Annotated in this window: 17 protein-coding genes; 8 read left to right on the plus strand and 9 right to left on the minus strand. The window is 68.7% G+C overall.

Going from position 1 to position 16,125, the window contains the following annotated elements; all coding sequences use genetic code 11:
- Positions 1–7: 7 nt before the first annotated feature.
- The 5 genes from AC1DOQ_RS19480 to AC1DOQ_RS19500 all read right to left on the minus strand — a co-directional run bounded on the left by AC1DOQ_RS19480 (position 8) and on the right by AC1DOQ_RS19500 (position 3,998).
- Positions 8–1,228 (minus strand): efflux RND transporter periplasmic adaptor subunit, encoded by a 1,221-nt coding sequence (locus AC1DOQ_RS19480; protein ID WP_477367943.1) that lies wholly within the window; start codon positions 1,226–1,228, stop codon positions 8–10.
- A 19-nt stretch (positions 1,229–1,247) separates the two neighbouring features.
- Entirely contained in the window at positions 1,248–2,498 is a 1,251-nt protein-coding gene (locus AC1DOQ_RS19485; RefSeq protein WP_477367946.1) for a TolC family protein, read from the minus strand.
- A gap of 83 nt (positions 2,499–2,581) precedes the next feature.
- Positions 2,582–2,935: a hypothetical protein gene (locus tag AC1DOQ_RS19490; RefSeq protein WP_477367949.1), complete on the minus strand. Its 354-nt coding sequence runs from the start codon at positions 2,933–2,935 to the stop codon at positions 2,582–2,584.
- A gap of 58 nt (positions 2,936–2,993) precedes the next feature.
- Positions 2,994–3,284: a hypothetical protein gene (locus tag AC1DOQ_RS19495; protein WP_477367952.1), complete on the minus strand. Its 291-nt coding sequence runs from the start codon at positions 3,282–3,284 to the stop codon at positions 2,994–2,996.
- A gap of 3 nt (positions 3,285–3,287) precedes the next feature.
- Positions 3,288–3,998, minus strand: a complete 711-nt coding sequence (locus AC1DOQ_RS19500) for a S24 family peptidase (RefSeq protein WP_477367955.1) — start codon at positions 3,996–3,998, stop codon at positions 3,288–3,290.
- A 117-nt stretch (positions 3,999–4,115) separates the two neighbouring features.
- Here AC1DOQ_RS19500 and AC1DOQ_RS19505 point away from each other — a divergent pair, with 117 nt between their 5' ends.
- On the plus strand, positions 4,116–4,526 hold the full coding sequence (locus AC1DOQ_RS19505; RefSeq protein ID WP_477367958.1) for a hypothetical protein: 411 nt from the start codon (positions 4,116–4,118) through the stop codon (positions 4,524–4,526).
- Between the two features lie 150 nt (positions 4,527–4,676).
- The gene (ftsH, locus tag AC1DOQ_RS19510; protein WP_477368187.1) at positions 4,677–6,551 is read left to right on the plus strand and encodes an ATP-dependent zinc metalloprotease FtsH; all 1,875 of its coding nucleotides are present in this window, start codon (positions 4,677–4,679) and stop codon (positions 6,549–6,551) included.
- Between the two features lie 14 nt (positions 6,552–6,565).
- Here the strand turns inward: ftsH and AC1DOQ_RS19515 are convergent, their stop codons facing one another.
- Together AC1DOQ_RS19515 and AC1DOQ_RS19520 are read right to left on the minus strand one after the other, a co-directional pair.
- Positions 6,566–7,822: a glycosyltransferase family 9 protein gene (locus AC1DOQ_RS19515; RefSeq protein WP_477367961.1), complete on the minus strand. Its 1,257-nt coding sequence runs from the start codon at positions 7,820–7,822 to the stop codon at positions 6,566–6,568.
- A gap of 137 nt (positions 7,823–7,959) precedes the next feature.
- Entirely contained in the window at positions 7,960–9,012 is a 1,053-nt protein-coding gene (locus AC1DOQ_RS19520; protein WP_477367964.1) for a hypothetical protein, read from the minus strand.
- A gap of 322 nt (positions 9,013–9,334) precedes the next feature.
- Here AC1DOQ_RS19520 and AC1DOQ_RS19525 point away from each other — a divergent pair, with 322 nt between their 5' ends.
- The 6 genes from AC1DOQ_RS19525 (at position 9,335) to AC1DOQ_RS19550 (ending at position 14,660) form a co-directional block, all read left to right on the plus strand.
- Positions 9,335–9,574 carry a KGG domain-containing protein gene (locus tag AC1DOQ_RS19525; protein ID WP_047823953.1) on the plus strand — a complete coding sequence of 80 codons (240 nt, stop codon included), beginning with the start codon at positions 9,335–9,337 and terminating at the stop codon, positions 9,572–9,574.
- 155 nt (positions 9,575–9,729) lie between these two features.
- Positions 9,730–10,134 carry a hypothetical protein gene (locus AC1DOQ_RS19530; protein WP_477367967.1) on the plus strand — a complete coding sequence of 135 codons (405 nt, stop codon included), beginning with the start codon at positions 9,730–9,732 and terminating at the stop codon, positions 10,132–10,134.
- 12 nt (positions 10,135–10,146) lie between these two features.
- On the plus strand, positions 10,147–11,271 hold the full coding sequence (locus AC1DOQ_RS19535; RefSeq protein WP_477367970.1) for a M14 family metallopeptidase: 1,125 nt from the start codon (positions 10,147–10,149) through the stop codon (positions 11,269–11,271).
- A 16-nt stretch (positions 11,272–11,287) separates the two neighbouring features.
- Entirely contained in the window at positions 11,288–11,764 is a 477-nt protein-coding gene (locus tag AC1DOQ_RS19540) for a CYTH domain-containing protein (protein ID WP_477367972.1), read from the plus strand.
- On the plus strand, positions 11,761–12,921 hold the full coding sequence (locus tag AC1DOQ_RS19545; RefSeq protein WP_477367975.1) for a serine hydrolase domain-containing protein: 1,161 nt from the start codon (positions 11,761–11,763) through the stop codon (positions 12,919–12,921). The genes AC1DOQ_RS19540 and AC1DOQ_RS19545 overlap by 4 nt, the downstream gene beginning before the upstream one ends.
- 41 nt (positions 12,922–12,962) lie before the next feature.
- Complete coding sequence (locus AC1DOQ_RS19550) at positions 12,963–14,660, plus strand: FAD-dependent oxidoreductase (RefSeq protein WP_477367978.1); 1,698 nt, start codon at positions 12,963–12,965, stop codon at positions 14,658–14,660.
- Between the two features lie 106 nt (positions 14,661–14,766).
- Here AC1DOQ_RS19550 and AC1DOQ_RS19555 read toward each other — a convergent pair whose 3' ends face one another.
- Positions 14,767–15,195: a MarR family winged helix-turn-helix transcriptional regulator gene (locus AC1DOQ_RS19555; protein WP_477367981.1), complete on the minus strand. Its 429-nt coding sequence runs from the start codon at positions 15,193–15,195 to the stop codon at positions 14,767–14,769.
- Positions 15,192–16,082, minus strand: coding sequence for an alpha/beta hydrolase family protein (locus AC1DOQ_RS19560; RefSeq protein ID WP_477367984.1), 891 nt, complete (start codon positions 16,080–16,082; stop codon positions 15,192–15,194). The genes AC1DOQ_RS19555 and AC1DOQ_RS19560 overlap by 4 nt, the downstream gene beginning before the upstream one ends.
- Positions 16,083–16,125 lie beyond the last annotated feature (43 nt).

Raw genomic sequence — 16,125 nt, forward strand, 5'->3', positions numbered from 1 at the left:
GCCTCGCTCAGTCGTCGTGTTCGGCTTCGGCCTTGCCGAGGTCCGCCTTGAGCAGGAAGCTGCCGCCTGCCGCGTAGCCGGCGCCGGCCTGCAGGCCCTTCACGATCTCGGTGCGCTTGCCGTCCGAGCGTCCGAGCGTGACGTCCTGGGCGCGGAAGCCGGCGGCGGTCCGCACGAACACGACGTCGTGCTCGTGGATGGTCTGGATGGCGTCGCTGGCGACCGTCACCGCGGCGTTCGCCGGCGTGCCGAGCAGGTCGACCGTGGCCAGCATGCCCGGGCGCAGCTTCAGTCCGCGGTTGGGCAGCGTGATCCTGGCGGTGGCCATGCGCGTGGCCTCGCCGAGCACCGGGCCGACGAAGGACACGGCGCCGTCGAGCGTCTCGCCCAGGCCGTTGACGCTGACCTTGGCCGGCATGCCGGTGCCGACCTGCGCCAGGCTGTCGGCGGGGACGGCCGCTTCGATCCATACCTGCGAGAGGTCGGCGATGGTTAGCAGCGGCTTGCCGCCATCGACGGCTTGCCCGGCGACGGCCGGCTTCTCGATCACCACGCCGTCCAGCGGCGCGCGCACGGTGACGATGCTCGACACGCCGGCGTCCGCCGTGATGCCGAGCGCCTGCAGCCGCTGGCGCGCGGCCTGGGCGGCGATGTCGGCTTCCTTCAGCGCCGACTGCGCGGCGTCGAGGTCCTGGCGCGCGGAGATGCCTTCTTCCCACAGGGTCTTCTCGCGCTGCCAGGTGGTCCTGGCCAGCTTCACGCGCTCCAGCGCGCTGCCCAATTCGGCGCGCCACTGGGCCACCGTCGGGCTCCGGATGGTGGCCAGCGCCTGGCCGCGCCTGACTGCGGCGCCGGGCGATACCAGCACCGACTGCACGATGCCTTCGGCCGGCGCGGCGAGGGCCACGCTGCGTTCGGCGTCCATGCGGATCTGGGCCGGCAGGTGCAGGCGCTCGCGGATCGTGGACGGCCCGGCGGACTCGATGGCGATGCCGTTGGCCTTGATCTGCGCCTCCGTCATCGCCACGCTGCGCTCGTCGGCACCATGTTCCGCTTGCGTATTCTCGTCCGGATGGCGGTCGTCATGGCCGTGCGAGTCCTGGTGGCCGGCGTGTGCTCCGACGGCCTGCGCGGCGGGCGAGGAAGGCTGCCGCCACAGCAGCAGGGCGGCAAGGATGGCGGCGATCGCGCACATGGCGCCGATCGCCAGTGTCTGTTTCTTTGTCATGGCTGATGTTCGCTATTCTCTATTCGTTGGATTCGGCGGGGCCGGCGATGCGCTCGATCTCGGCCAGGGCGCGCCAGGCCTCGAGGGTGCTGTTCAAGCGGCGCGACTGCGACTGGAACCAGGTGCGCTGCGCATCCAGCACGTCGAGGAAGGAAAACTTGCCGTGTTCGAAGCCCTTCAAGGTCAGCTCGTAGGCCGACAGCGCTTGCGGGACCACGTCCTGCCGCAGCAGCGCGGCCTCGCTCCGTGCTGCCTCGTAGCGCGCATGCGCGGCCGCGAGCGCCGCCGCGGTGGCGGTTTCGGCGGCGGCCAGTTCGTCCCTGGCCCGGTCGCTGCGCCGCAGGGCCGCGCGCAGCGCATCCTCGTTGCGGTTGAACAGCGGCAGGGGCAGGGACAGGCCGAGCACCGCCTGGCGCCGGCCGGCCTGCTCGTCGCGCTGGGTGCCGACCGAGACCGTGAGGTCGGGGATGCGGGCCGCGCGCTCCACCTGCGCCTGGGCTTCCTGCACCGCCAACTGGCCGCGCGCGCGGCGGATGCTGCCGGCCTCGCCGGCGCGCGCCCGCAGTGCCGCCAGCGGCTCGGGTGCGGGAGGTTCGTCCGGCGCCTGCGCGAGGACGAGGGCATCGGCCGGCTGGCCTGTGAGCCCTGACAGCCTGGCTTTGGCGACGGCCAGCGCGGCGGCCGCCTGCTGCAGCTCGGCGGCGGCATCGAGCGCGGCCAGGCGCGCCTTGGTCTCGTCGATCGGCGAGACCTTGCCGGCGGCGACCCGCTTGCCGGCGACCTCGGCGCTGCGGCGCGCGAGCGCGGCCAGGGCCTCGGCCAGTTCCTTTCTGCGCTCCGCGACCACGGCTTCGTGGAAGCCGGCGATGACGTCGGCGCGGGCGTCCAGGCGCCGGGTTCTCAGCTCGCTGTCGGCCTGTTGCAGGGCGCCCCGGGCCAGGGCGATGCGGGCCTGGCGCTTGCCGCCCAGTTCGAGCGGCTGGTTGAGCTGGACGGTGGTGGTGCGCTTGCCGGCCTCCTGGCCTTCGCGCAGGACCTGCAGCTCGGGATTCGGCAGGCGGCTGGCCTGGGCGCCGGCGGCTTCGGCGGCCGCAAGTTCATGGCCGGCCGCGCGCACGCCGGGCTGGGCGAGCGCCAGCCGGATCGCGGCCGGCAGGTCGATGGGGGCGATGCCGGACGCCGCCGTCCGCACCGGTTCGGCAGCGCCGCAGCGCCACGCCAGTGCGGATACGACGACCAGCACCGCCAGTCGTTTCGATGGGGTGTTCATTCGTGCTCCTGAAGATGGATGATTTCAGGCGCGCGTGAGCGTACGAGCCCTGTGGCTCGACGTGTGGGGAATCCGCGCGCTGGTTAAGCGGCGGAGGGCCACTTCGGCCGTTCGAGACGGTCCGCCGGCGGCGAGGTCGGGAAGAGCGGGATGAAGGCGACGGCCTGGCTTGCATGCGGCCCGGCGGGCGTCACGAGCAGGTCGGTCGGGATGCAGGAACTGTGGCCGAAGCTGCAGGCCGCGCAGTGAGGGTCGGACACGCCGGAGGCATCGTCGCCGGCCACGAAGGCGAATGCGGCCCGGGCTTCGCCGGCGCCTCGATCGTCGCTGTGGTGGGTCACGCCGGTGGAAGTCGTCACGCAGCACTTGTCCGCCACCGCCAGCGCAAGCTGGAATGGATAGACGAGCAACAGGATGATGAGGATCAGACGGCGCATGGGTTCCATCATACCGGCCATGGCGCGATTCGGCCAGACCCGCGCCGTCCACCCCGCGCTAGAAGGGCGGCGCTTCGTCCGGCGCCGCCGGCGGCCGGTCGAGGTCGATCTCGAAGCGCTCCAGGCCATCGAGGTCGGCGCCTTCGACCAGGGCCTGGGCCTGGAAGGCCGCATGCGCACGCACCCCATGCGGCTGGCGTGACACGAGCATCACCGGCAGCGCCGGAACATGCGGCTGCAGCCGCGCCAGCAGCGCATCGCCGATGCCGGGCACGACCCATGCGGGAGGCGGGAAGGCCAGCGCCACCCGCACCCCCTTCAGTACCGCCAGCGCGACCTCGATCTTCATGGCTCAGATCCGGTCGCTTTCCTTGCGCACCACGCGCCCGATCACCAGGCATTCCGCACCCTTGCACAGCTTGCGGTGGTAGCGCCGCTGGTCCGGATTGTCCGAGGTCAGCCACCACTGGCCGGCGTCGCGCGCCAGGCGCTTGACCACCGCTTCCCCCTCGTAGTTGAAGGCATACACGGCGCCGTCGACCGGCTTGGTGTCCAGGGTGTTGACGATCACGATGTCGTCCTCGTACAGCGAGGGCTCCATGCTCTCTCCCTTGACCAGGATGGCGATCAGGTGCTCGGGCCGCAGCTGGTGGCGCTCGATCCAGGAGCGGCGCAGGCCGAGGGTGCCGCCGTCGCGGCGCTCCGGCTCGGTCTGGAAGCCGGTGATGCCGGCCGACAGGCGCAGCTTGACCATTTCGATCTGGATGAAGTCGGCGTCGTCGTTGGCGGCGGCGTGGACCGGCAGCACGTTCCCGATGCCCTGTAGCGGCGCATGGCGGGGATCGCCCTCGCCGGTCATCAGCCAGATATGGGAAAACCCGAGTTCGCGTTCGAGGTTCAGCGCGTAGCGGATATCCATCGACTTGATCCTCCCGGTCAGCCATTGGTTGACGACGCTCTTGGACGCGCCGGAAGCCTTGACCAGGCCGGTCTGGCCGCGCTCGCCCTCCAGCTGGGGCAGGTGGCGATGGATGGTATGGAGGCGATCTGCGAGAGAGTTCATGTTTAGCATCCTAAACTCAATAGGTTTAGTATTCTTGACTTTGATCAGTTTAGAGTTCTATACTCGTATCAAATACTAAACCTTCGCAAGGCAAACATCAACCACCGGAGACCCGCCATGCACGCGATCACCTTTCTCGAGCTCGCCGCTGTTCCATTTGCCGCCGGCCTGGCGGCGACCGGCCTCGGCTTCCTGTTGCTGTGGCCGAAGTCCGGACGCGAGGCGGTCGCACGCCTTGCCTGCACGCTGCTGGCCTGTACGGTTGCCGGGCCCTTCCTGGCGATTGCCGCCTACTGCTGGTGGCCGGCCCTGTTCGCCTCGGCGGGGCAGGGCGCGGTGCTGGCCGGCGCACCGGCCGAGCTCGGCGTGCTGATGGCGGCGGCGCCCTTCCTGGTGCTGGCCGGGCTGCCGGCCTGGTGGATCCTCGGCGCGCTGCTGCTGTGGTTCGAGCGGCGCCGCAGCAAGGATATTGCCGAGATCGCCCACGATGCCGCAGAGGTCGTGCGCCAGGTACGCGACACGCTGTAAGGCACGCAGCCCCGGATTTGAGTAATATCAAAGTCGTGAACGCCCCAAAGGACACGGTGTCATTGCGCGGTACAGCCGCCGGGGGGAAGACGCGTGGACAGCAAAGCCGGGAAGGACAGCGACAGCAAGCCTGACGAGAAGAGCGGAGCGATCCGCCCCTTCCTCTGGTATTGGCTGTTTGGGCTGTTGCTGTTCACGCTGTCGCAGTCGCTGTTCGAGATGATGACGAGTTCGCCGCTGGCCTACAGCGAATTCAAGCAGCTCTTGCATGCCGGTAAAGTCAAGGAAGTCACGCTGTCCGACACCACGGTGTCCGGCACCCTCCAGCAGGGCGGCTTCGACGCCGTGCTGCCGAAGGCGCGCGTCGAAGTGATCAAGTGCGGCGCCGACGGCAACTGTCCCTTCACCGCGGCGCGCGTCGAGGACCCCGGCCTGGCCAAAGAACTCGACGCCGCGAAGGTACGCTATACCGGCAAGCAGAACAGCGGGTGGCTGTCGAACCTGCTGACCTGGATGCTGCCCATCCTGCTGCTGTTCTGGCTGTGGAGCGGCATGCTGAAGCGCGGCGGCATGACGGCGGGGCTGTTCGACATCGCCAAGAGCCGCGCCCGGGTCCATATGCAGAGCAAGACCGGGATCAGCTTCAGCGACGTCGCCGGCGCCGACGAGGCCAGGGACGAGCTGATGGAGATCGTGGAATTCCTGAAGAACCCGCAGCGCTACCGCCGCCTCGGCGGACGCATCCCGAAAGGCGTGCTGATCGTCGGCGCGCCCGGCACCGGCAAGACCCTGCTGGCCAAGGCCGTGGCCGGGGAGGCCGGGGTGCCCTTCTTTTCGATCAGCGGCTCGGAATTCGTCGAGATGTTCGTCGGCGTCGGCGCGGCGCGCGTGCGCGACCTGTTCGTGCAGGCGCAGAAGGTGGCGCCCTGCATCATCTTCATCGACGAGCTCGACGCGCTGGGCCGGGCGCGCGGCATCGCCGGCACCGTCGGCGGCTACAACGAGCAGGAGCAGACCCTGAACCAGCTCCTGGTCGAGATGGACGGCTTCGACACCGCGAAGGGCGTGATCATCCTGGCCGCCACCAACCGTCCGGAGATCCTGGATCCGGCCTTGCTGCGCCCGGGACGCTTCGACCGCCACGTCGCCCTCGACCGTCCCGACCTGCGCGGACGCCAGCAGATCCTGCAGGTCCACGCGCGCACGGTGACGCTGGACAAGGACGTCGACCTCGGCCGTATCGCCGCGCGCACGCCCGGCCTGTCCGGCGCCGACCTCGCCAACCTGGTCAACGAGGCGGCCCTGCTGGCGGCGCGGCGCGGCAAGGAGCGGGTCGACCGCAGCGATTTCGACGAGGCCATCGACCGCGTCATCGCCGGCCTCGAAAAGCGCTCGCGCCTGATCAACCCGCTCGAGAAGGAGACGGTGGCCTTCCACGAGGCCGGGCATGCGCTGGTGGCCGAGTTCCGCCGCTATGCCGACCGCGTGGCCAAGGTCTCCATCATTCCGCGCGGCATCGCAGCCCTCGGTTACACCCAGCAGCTGCCGACCGAGGACCGCTACCTGCTGCGCAAGAGCGAACTGCTGGACCGGATCGACGTCTACCTGGGCGGCCGGGTGGCGGAGGAACTGGTGTTCGGCGACGTCTCCACCGGCGCCCAGAACGACCTGCAGATGGCGACCGACCTGGCGCGCCACATGGTCACGCAGTACGGCATGAGCGATCAGCTGGGGCTGGCCACCTTCGAGCAGGCGGCGGGCACCACCCTCTACGCCATGCCGCCGGGCCAGCGCAGGGAATACAGCGAACGCACCGCGCGCATGATCGACGCCGACATCGGCCGCCTGCTGTCCGAAGCCCACGAGCGCGTGCGCGCGACCCTGCGCGAGCGGCGCAAGCTGCTCGACGCGCTCGCCCATGCGCTGCTGGAAAAGGAAACCGTCGACCGCGAAGCCCTCGATGTGCTGCTGCGCCAGGAACCGCAGGCGGCGACACCCAGGGAGCTGGTGCAGCGCCAGGGCTGAGCCTGCGCCGGGTTCTACCCGCTATCGAGCCGGACCACGGCTTCGTCCATAACGGGAGCGGGGCGGCGCGGCGCCAGCAATTCCAGCGCCGCCTCCACCACGCGCTTCGGTTCCACGCCCGCCAGGCAGGCGTGGTGGCCGACCGGGCAGGCGTTACTGAAACAGAAGCGGCAGGGCACGTCCTGGAACAGCACCCGGCTGCGCACCTTCCAGGGCGTGTGCTGGGGATTGGTCAGCGCATACAGCACGACCACCGGGGTGCCGACCGCGGCCGCCATATGGGCCGGTCCGCTATTGCTGGTCAGCGCCACCGCGGCCAGGCTCAGCGCCGCCCCCAGCTCGCCCAGGCTCAGCTGGCCGGCCAGCGAATGCGTCGGCACGCCGCAGCCGGCGCGGATGTCGTCCACCAGCGCGGCATCGGGGGCGCCGCCGGTGAGCACCACCGGCAGGCCGGTGCGGCGCACCAGCAGGCCGAGGGCACGGGCCCAGTGGCCGGCCGGATAGCGGCGCGAGGCCGCGCTGGCGCCGGGATGCAGCAGCAGCCAGGGCCGGTCGGCAGCTATGCCCAGGCGCAGCAGGCGCACGCGTACGGCGGCCAGGTCGGCGGCGCGCAGGGCGAAGGACAGCGGCGGCGCTCCCGCCTGGCGCGGCACGCCGGCGCGAACCACCAGCTCGAGCTGGCGCTGCACTTCGTGGCGCACCATGCGCCGCGGTTCCGGATCCTCGACCCAGTCGCTCAGCAGGTGGCAGGGATTCTCGCGGCAATGCGCCAGCCGCAGCGGGATGCCGGCCTGCCAGCACAGCATTGCGGCGGGCAGCGCGCTTTGCGTATAGGCCGTGAACACCACCGCCGCGTCGAAGCGGCGCGCGGCCAGTTCCGATGCCAGCGCGGTGAGCTCGGCGGGCCCGGCGGGAAGCCCGGTCTCCATCCACGGCGCCGCATGGACGATCGCCTCGTCGACTTCCGGAATGAAGGGCAGGGCCGCCGCGCCCGAGGGCGAGGTCAGCAGGGTCAGGCTGCGTCCGGGAACGGCGTCGCGCAGGGCCCGCATCGCCGGTGTGCACATCAGCACGTTGCCGAGGCCGTCCAGGCGCACGCAGAGGATGCGGCGGGCCTGCTGCCAGGATGGCAGCGGGTCCGGCTTCATGCGAGGTCCCCATGGCTGGCGATCGGCACCGCCGCCGCTGCACAGGGTGATGCGGCCGGGCTCGACGTCGTAGGGCAGGTCGTCGCCCAGGGTGCCGTCCTTGTCCAGCAAGACTGCCTTCATGACCTTTCCCCCGCATGGATGATCTGGACCGTTCGACCGTGCGCGGAACGGCAGGGTTCCCCTGGGGGGCGGAGGGGCTGAATCTGCATCAAAAAAAACGCGCCCCGCAGGGCGCGTTCCGGAGCGGCTCTCTTGCTTCAGGGCTTGCGTTTGAAGCCGGTGTCGTCGTCCATGTCCTGGTCGCCGGACAGGCGGTTGGCGTAGCCCGGGCTGCGCGGGTAGCCGCCGGCGGCATCGTTGGACTGGTGCGCCGGCGGTCCGCCGTCGGCCGCGCCGGCGCCGGTCTGCGAGCCGCTGCGGTCGGTGCTGGTGGCCGCGTTTTGGGCGCCGGTATTGCCCGGCGAGCGCGGCAGGCCGCCGGCCACGTCGTTCGACTCGTGCACCCCGCCGATGCTGGGGGCCTGGTTGGACATCGAGTGCGAGCCGGCCACGCCGAGCTGGGTGTTGCCGTGCTGGGCTTCCTGGCCCGGCTCGTTCTCGTCCAGCCTGCCCTGGGCATTGCCCTGCGATCCGCTCAGCGGACCGCGCATCCCGCCGCCGCTGCGGGTCGAGTTGTCGGACACGTACAGACTGCTGCCCTGCTGGCGGTTGCCGGTCGCGGAACCGGCGTTCAGGCTGGACGGCGGGCTCTGCGGGCCGTGCATGCCACCTCCACTCGTACTGGTATCCGAGGTGCCCTCGATCACCGAGCCCGACTGCATGCTGCCGTGGTAAGGGCCCAGCGAGCCGCCCTGCAGGTCCGGCTGGGCGGCGTTCTGCGAAGCCATCGTGCCACGGACCACGTCGCGGTGCATATCGCGCTGCTGCTTCAGATCGACACCCGTATCGTGTGGGCGATGTCCGACAGGCTCTTCCAGGATGCCGTAGGCGCCGGACTTCTGTTCCATCTGGCGCTGGTGGCTATCGGTGATGCCCTGCACGGTGCCGGAGCCGCCGCTCATCTGGGTCTGCATCGAGCCGCCCGGGGTCTGCGACTGCTTGCCCGATTCCTCGCGGCCGCCCATGTGTCCGGGCTGCGTGCCCATGGTGTCGATACCCTGGTTGCCCTGCTGCTGCACGCCGAGGCCCTCCGGATAGGTGTGGTCGAGCGGGCCGTCGTCCGCGGTCTTGCCCTTCGAACCGGGCGTCCATTTTTCGTTGGCGAGGTTGTTCGTCTGGTTGTTGACTTCGCTGCGTTGGTTCGCGTCCATAGCCGACTCCTTTCAACTGGAACATGCATTCATAGGACGATGATGCGCCCTTGATAAGACATTCAGTATAGGAAGAGACTGCGGGTGATTGTAGGACTAATACTGGCGACCCTCGTGTTAGACATTTACTACCGGAAGTAGATTGCGGATGTGCATTTTCTGTCTCACATTGTCCTACAAAGTCATCTGAAAATGTCCTATAGCCTCATCCATCATGCATGCCTAAGATGAATCCGACCGAGCACTCATCGGTGTCTGCCGAGAGATCGGATTCGCCTGCCGCAGGACGCGGTGGTTTCTAGAGTATTGAGGAGAAAGCATCATGGCTTCGAACAACCAGGGCAACAAACAGAGCGGCGGTACCAAAAACCGCGGTTTCGCATCGATGGATCCTGAACGTCAGCGCGAGATCGCCAGCCAGGGCGGCAAGGCCGCTCACCAGAAGGGCACGGCGCACGAGTTCACCTCGGAAGAGGCGCGTCGCGCAGGCAGCATGAGCCATGGCAATCGCCAATCGGCCTCGGGTTCGTCGCGCAGCTCGTCGCGCGGCAACAAACAGTAAACATCACGCTCGGAGGACGGTGGCGGCGCCGTCCCTCCAGGCCAGCAATCGACCGGGGAGCGCGAGCTCCCCGTTTTGTTTTTCTTTCACACAATTCGCGTATGGGATGCGGTAGAATCGCTGCGCCTTTTTGTCCAATCTCATAGGAGTTGTTCGTGAAATCTGCGGTCATCCGTCAAGTCAAGAGCATGAGCATGTCGTGCGACCGGGTCGGTAATCTCTTGCTGGCCAAGTTTTCGGCTCAGGGTTCGAATGACACCTGCTTCGTCATTCCCGCCTCGATCGTGTTCTTCCTGATCAAGAACCTGCCGGCAAACCAGGATCCTACCCTGCAGCCGCCGCCGGCCGGGCCGCAGATCACGCAGGCGGACTGGGACGCGCCGAACGTTCCGCGTGCCTTCACGGTCAACTGCAAGGTCCTGCCGGGCAAGATCAGCATGACCTTCAACCTCGACGTCAAGCCGGACCAGACCCTGGTCCTGGATCGCAGCAACGTCGAACTGATGCGCCAGATCCTGCTTGCCTACAGCCAGGACCTGATCGATCTCGACGCCATCTGAAAAGGAGCGACCATGCCCATCAAGATCAGCCAGCACTTCGACTCCGGCGCCATCGACGTCGTCAGCGCGGACAATGCACAAAAAATCGACCTGAACCTGCGCAAGGATTCGCACGCCGACATCCACCAGTGGTTCCACTTCCGCCTGCAGGGCGCGCGCGGCCAGGCCTGCACCATCCGTTTCCTGAACGCCGGCCAGGCAACCTATCCGAAGGGTTTCGAGGGCTACCAGGCGGTTGCCAGCTACGACACCGAGAACTGGTTCCGCGTGCCGACCAGCTTCGACGGCCAGGTGATGACCATCAATCACACGCCGGAACTGGACAGCATCTATTACGCCTATTTCGAGCCCTACACCTGGGAGCGCCACCTGCGCCTGCTGGGTGAGGTGGCCGAGAACCCGATCGCCCGCGTGCACGACATCGGCACCACGGTCGACGGCCGCGACATGAACCTGGTGGTGATCGGCAACCCGAACGCCGAGAAGAAGATCTGGGTCATCGCCCGCCAGCACCCGGGCGAAACCATGGCCGAATGGTTCGTCGAGGGCATGATGGATGCGCTGCTCGACGATTCGAACCCGGTCTCGCGCAAGCTGCTGCAGCGCGCCGTGTTCTACATCGTGCCGAACATGAACCCGGACGGCGCGGTGCGCGGCAACCTGCGCACCAACGCGGCCGGCGCCAACCTGAACCGCGAGTGGATGACCCCGTCGCTCGAACGCAGCCCGGAAGTCCTGTGCGTGAAGCGCAAGATCGAGGAAACCGGCGTCGACATGTTCTTCGACATCCACGGCGACGAAGCCCTGCCGTACAACTTCGTGGCCGGCAGCGAGATGCTGACCGACTTCACGCCGGAACGCCTGGCCGCCCAGAACGCCTTCATCCAGCGCTACATGGCGTCGAGCCCGGACTTCCAGAACGTCTACGGCTACGCGGCCTCGAAGTACAACGAGGAACTGCTGACCCTGGCATCCAAGTACATCGGCCACACCTACAAGTGCCTGTCGCTGACCCTGGAAATGCCGTTCAAGGACAACGCCAACCTGCCCGACCCGCATGTGGGCTGGAACGGCGCCAGGAGCAGCGCCCTGGGCGCGGACATGCTGCAGCCGATCCTGCTGTCGCTGGACGACTGAAGGGAAGGGGGGAATCATGGGCATCGAAATCGAGCGCAAGTTCCTCCTCAACGATGACGGCTGGCGCGGGCTCGGCCAGCCGACGCTGATGCGCCAGGGCTACCTGACTTCCGACCCGGTGCGCACCGTGCGCGTGCGCATCGAGGGTCAGCGGGCCGTCATCACCATCAAGAGCAAGAACACCGGCGCCACGCGCGGCGAATGGGAATACGAGATCCCGGTGCCGGACGCCGCCGAGCTGCTGGACCGCCTGTGCGAGCAGCCGCTGGTCGAGAAGACCAGGCACCGCATCGGGTATAAAGGCCATACCTGGGAAGTCGATGAGTTCCGGGGCGAGAACGCCGGCCTGGTGGTGGCCGAGATCGAGCTCGGCAGCGAAGACGAAGTCTTCGACAAGCCCGGCTGGATCGGTCGCGAAGTGACGGGCGATCCGCGCTACTACAACTCCAGCCTGATCCGGCTGCCATACTCCAGGTGGAAAGACCAGGCATGATGCGCACGGGCCGCCGTACGATCCTGTCCCTGGCAGTCGTACTGGCGGCCGCGCCTGCCGCTTTCGCCGCCGCGACCGCCGCCGGCACACCGTATTTCCCGCCCGCCGGATCTTGGGAGCACCAGTCTCCCGCCGCGCTGGGCATGGATCCCGTGAAATTGGCTGAAGCCATCGCCTACGCCGGCGCCCACGAAACCGAAAGGGCCGCGGATTTCTCGGACCAGCAAAAGACCTTCGGCCAGCCGCTCGGCTCGCTGCCGACGAAGCGCGCCGCCACCAATGGCGTGGTGATCTACAAGGGTTATGTGGTGGCCGAGTTCGGCGATACCCGGTTCGTCGATCCGACCTATTCGGTGGCGAAAAGCATGCTCTCGACCGTGGCCGGCATCGCCCTGCGCGATGGCAGGATCGCCGACCTGAACCAGCCGGTGGGGCACAGCGTCCAGGACGGCGGCTATGCCTCGGCGCACAATGCCGCCATCACCTGGAAGCATCACCTGCAACAGGAATCCGAGTGGGAAGGCAGCATGTGGGGCAAGAACGCCGACTTCATCGGCCGCGACGCCTTCGGCGCCGGCGAACGCAAGCCGCGCCAGTTCGGCGCGCCGGGCAGCCATTACGAATACAACGACGTGCGCATCAACCGCCTGGCGCTGTCCCTGCTGCGCGTGTTCGACCGTCCGGTGCCGGAGGTGTTCCAGCAGGAAGTGATGGACCCGATCGGCGCCTCGAATTCCTGGAAGTGGGTGCCTTACCACAACAGCTACGTCGAGCTGCACGGCAAGCCGGCGCCTTCCGTCAGCGGCGGCACGCGCTGGGGCGGCGGCATGTGGATCGATTCCTGGGACCTGGCGCGCTTCGGCTACCTGTGGCTGCGCGGCGGCGCCTGGGCTGGCCGCCAGATCGTGCCGCAGGACTATGTGAAAGCGGCCCTGACGCCGAGCGAGCACGGTCCGGATTACGGCTACCTGTGGTGGCTCAACACCAAGGGCAAGAACCTGCCGGGCCTGCCCGCCACCGCCTATGCGGCGCTGGGCGCGGGCAGCAACGACATCGTGATTTCGCCAGAGCACGACCTGGTCATCGTGTGGCGCTGGCACGCCGGTAATCCGGCCGAGTTCGCGAAGCGGGTGATTGCCGCGATCCGCCAAAACTAGCGTACATTGGCGGGCATGATCCTCAGCGAGGAATGCCCGCCATGCCAGACCAGTTTCCCGCATTCGGTTCCTACTCCCTCGGGGCCGACGCCGAGCCCCGTGCAGCCGTCGATCTTGCCACCCGCGGCCACCAGATCTTTCCCACCTTGAACGCCGACGACCTGCGGCGGGTGCGGCGCTTCGGCGTCCCGCGCCGCTGGCAGGACGGCGACTGCGTGTTCCGCGCCTGCGTCGACTCGCCCGGCATGGTCGTCGTCCTCGACGGGCACCTGGTGTGCAGCCGTACCGATGCGCTCGGCAAGCGGGTCGACGTGGTGGATTACGGACCCGGCCAGTTCAGCGGCGAGGTCGCGCAATTGTCCGGGCGGCCGCCGCTGGTGGACGGCATGGCGGTCGGCGAACTGGACGCCCTGGTGCTGGACGCCGCCTCGATCCGCGCCCTCCTCATGGCCGAGGCCGACCTCGGCGAGCGCCTGATGCGCGCCTTCATCCTGCGCCGCGTGCTGCTGATCGGCGACCATCCCGGCGGCCCCATCCTGATCGGCCCGCCCGCCCACGCCGGCCTGTTCGAACTCGAGAATTTCCTGTCCCGCAACGCCTACCCCTACACGCGGCGCGACCCAGCCCAGGATCCCGAGGCGGCCCAGCTGGTGCGCGAGCATTGGCATGAGGACGCGGACTGGCCGCTGGTGGCCCTGCCCGACGGCTTCGTCATGAGGAATCCCAGCCTGCTGGAACTGGGGCGCTGCATCGGCACCTTCCCGCGCATCGACCGCGGCAAGGTCTACGACGTGCTGGTGGTGGGCGCCGGCCCATCCGGCCTGGCCACCGCCGTGTATGCGGCCTCGGAGGGCCTGTCGGCGATGGTGCTGGATCAGCGCGCCTACGGCGGCCAGGCCGGCGCCAGCGCGCGCATCGAGAACTTCCTCGGCTTCCCGACCGGCATCACTGGCCGCGCCCTGGCTGGCCGTTCCTACGTGCAGGCGATCAAGTTCGGCGCCGAGATCGCGATCCCGGCCTGCGCCACGCGCCTGCTGTGCCACGAGCGGCCGCTGAGGGTGGAGCTGGAAGACGGCACCTGCCTGCGCGCGAAGTCGGTGGTGCTGGCGTCCGGCGCGCGCTACCGGCGGCCGGCGCTGCCGGACCTCGAGCGCTACGAAGGGCGCGGTGTCTACTACTGGGCTTCGCCGGTGGAGGCGGGCTTGTGCCGCGGCCAGCCGGTGGTGCTGGTCGGCGGCGGCAACTCGGCGGGGCAGGCGGCCGTGTTCCTGTCTGCGCATGCCTCCACCGTGCACCTGTTGGTGCGCCGCGCCGGACTGGAAGACACCATGTCGAGCTACCTGATCGAACGCATCGCGGCCACGCCCAACATCAGGCTGCACACGCGCATCGGCCTGGATGCGCTGGAAGGCGACGAAAATGGCCTGAGCAAGGTGCGCTGCCGCGGCATCGCGGACGGCAGCGAGCAGGCCTTCGAGACCCGCCACATGTTCCTCTTCGTCGGTGCCGACCCGAACAGCGACTGGCTGCACGAGTGCGCGGTGGCGCTGGACGACAAGGGTTTCGTGCTGACCGGGCTGGATGCCGGCCGCGACCATCATGGGCGCACCCTGGAGACCAGCGTGGATGGGGTGTTTGCGGTGGGGGATTTGCGGGCCGGGTCGACCAAGCGGGTGGCGGCTGCTGCGGGGGAGGGGGCTGCGGTGGTGGCGCAGATTCATGGGTACTTGGCCACTTAGGCGTCGTTCCCGCGCAGCCGGAACCCAAGTTCTGCGTGAGGTAAGGAAACGCCAGCAAACCTGGATCCCCGCCTTCGCGAGGATGACGGTGGTGTGCCGCGGGAGATTATTCCTCCAATTCCGCCACCCGCTCCAGCCAGCGCGCCACGGTCGCCAACTCTTCCTTGGAGAACCCCTCGGTCAGCCGCGCATTCAACCCGGCCAGCACGACGCGCGCCGTGTCGCCGGCCTCTGCCCCCGCCGGCGTCAGGCGCAGGCGCGTGATGCGCGCGTCGTCCTCGTCGGCCACGCGCTCGACCAGCCCGGCCGCCTGCATCCGCTTCGACAGATTGGTGACGGCCGCCGGCGCCACCTTCAGCTCGGCCGCGATCTCGCCGATGGCCGCGCTGCCGCGCGCGCCGAGGATGAAGAGCACCGCGGCCTGGGCCGAGCTGATGCCTTCCCAGCCTTCCGGACGCGTCTCGACCCAGCGCTGCAGGATGCGCTGGGCGCGGTTCAGCAGGAAGACGAAGCGAGGTTGACGGCCGCCGCTCATGGTCGCGCCCCGGACGTGGCGCCGCGGCGGACGGCCTGCTCCAGCAGCCAGTCGCCGACCTGGGGCCACAGCAGGGTGGCGCAGCGCTTGCGGAAGAAGCCCATGTGGCCGATCGCCGGCACGCCCGCATCGACCGGCGCGATCTGCCTGCGCTCGACGCCGGCGTTGACCAGCGGCGCCACCAGCATCGCGATCGCCTCCGGATTGGCCCAGGGATCGTCGTCGAAGCCCAGCACCAGCAGCGGCAGGCGCCGGGTGCGCATGCGGCGCTCGGCGTACATCGCCGGGTCGTCGAAGAAGTAGCGCGGCAGGCTGGTCCAGCGGCCCCACTGGCGCATCACGGAGGCGGGCAGGTCTTCGCCCAGTCCGATGCGGCGGCCCGGCATGTAGCCGCACAGGGCGCACAGCAGCGGCCCCAGTACGCGCATCACGAGGCCTACGCGCAGCCGTTCGCCAAGGCCGCGCACCAGCCGGGTCGCGCCCGCGTGCGAAGCCACCAGCACCGCCGCGCGCAGGCGCACGGTGTCGTCGGACAGCGCGATCGCATGGCCGCCCACGCTGTGGCCGACGGCCAGCAGCGGCAGTGCCGGATAGCGCTCCGCGGCCCAGCGCGTGACGGCGCCGACGTCCTCTTCCATCCAGTCCGCCATCGTCACCGTGCAGGCGCGCAGGTCGCTTGGGCGCGAGGCGCCGGTGCCGCGATAGTCGTAGGTCAGGACGCTCAGGCCCAGGCCGGCCAGCCAGCGCGCGAAGGCTTCGTAGTAGCCCTGGGTGACGGCGGTGGCCGGGTGCAGCAGCACCAGCGCGCGCGGATGCCGTGCCTGATACAGGCGGGCGGCGATGCGCTTGCCGCCGGCCGTGCCGATGTCGATTGCCTGGCTGTCCATGATGGCTGAATTAGTTAACGTGTTAACTAATTTAGCAGCAGGC

The organism is Massilia sp. 01N417, assembly GCF_056399645.1.

What these genes read in the sequence shown, in the direction of transcription:
- AC1DOQ_RS19550 (WP_477367978.1), top strand. Translation starts at nt 12,963, where the DNA reads ATGCCAGACCAGTTTCCCGCATTCGGTTCCTACTCCCTCGGGGCCGAC.
- AC1DOQ_RS19485 (WP_477367946.1), bottom strand. Translation starts at nt 2,498, where the DNA reads ATGAACACCCCATCGAAACGACTGGCGGTGCTGGTCGTCGTATCCGCA.
- AC1DOQ_RS19555 (WP_477367981.1), bottom strand. Translation starts at nt 15,195, where the DNA reads ATGAGCGGCGGCCGTCAACCTCGCTTCGTCTTCCTGCTGAACCGCGCC.
- AC1DOQ_RS19520 (WP_477367964.1), bottom strand. Translation starts at nt 9,012, where the DNA reads ATGGACGCGAACCAACGCAGCGAAGTCAACAACCAGACGAACAACCTC.
- AC1DOQ_RS19515 (WP_477367961.1), bottom strand. Translation starts at nt 7,822, where the DNA reads ATGAAGGCAGTCTTGCTGGACAAGGACGGCACCCTGGGCGACGACCTG.
- AC1DOQ_RS19490 (WP_477367949.1), bottom strand. Translation starts at nt 2,935, where the DNA reads ATGCGCCGTCTGATCCTCATCATCCTGTTGCTCGTCTATCCATTCCAG.
- AC1DOQ_RS19505 (WP_477367958.1), top strand. Translation starts at nt 4,116, where the DNA reads ATGCACGCGATCACCTTTCTCGAGCTCGCCGCTGTTCCATTTGCCGCC.
- AC1DOQ_RS19480 (WP_477367943.1), bottom strand. Translation starts at nt 1,228, where the DNA reads ATGACAAAGAAACAGACACTGGCGATCGGCGCCATGTGCGCGATCGCC.
- AC1DOQ_RS19500 (WP_477367955.1), bottom strand. Translation starts at nt 3,998, where the DNA reads ATGAACTCTCTCGCAGATCGCCTCCATACCATCCATCGCCACCTGCCC.
- AC1DOQ_RS19535 (WP_477367970.1), top strand. Translation starts at nt 10,147, where the DNA reads ATGCCCATCAAGATCAGCCAGCACTTCGACTCCGGCGCCATCGACGTC.
- AC1DOQ_RS19560 (WP_477367984.1), bottom strand. Translation starts at nt 16,082, where the DNA reads ATGGACAGCCAGGCAATCGACATCGGCACGGCCGGCGGCAAGCGCATC.
- AC1DOQ_RS19540 (WP_477367972.1), top strand. Translation starts at nt 11,288, where the DNA reads ATGGGCATCGAAATCGAGCGCAAGTTCCTCCTCAACGATGACGGCTGG.
- AC1DOQ_RS19525 (WP_047823953.1), top strand. Translation starts at nt 9,335, where the DNA reads ATGGCTTCGAACAACCAGGGCAACAAACAGAGCGGCGGTACCAAAAAC.
- AC1DOQ_RS19495 (WP_477367952.1), bottom strand. Translation starts at nt 3,284, where the DNA reads ATGAAGATCGAGGTCGCGCTGGCGGTACTGAAGGGGGTGCGGGTGGCG.
- AC1DOQ_RS19545 (WP_477367975.1), top strand. Translation starts at nt 11,761, where the DNA reads ATGATGCGCACGGGCCGCCGTACGATCCTGTCCCTGGCAGTCGTACTG.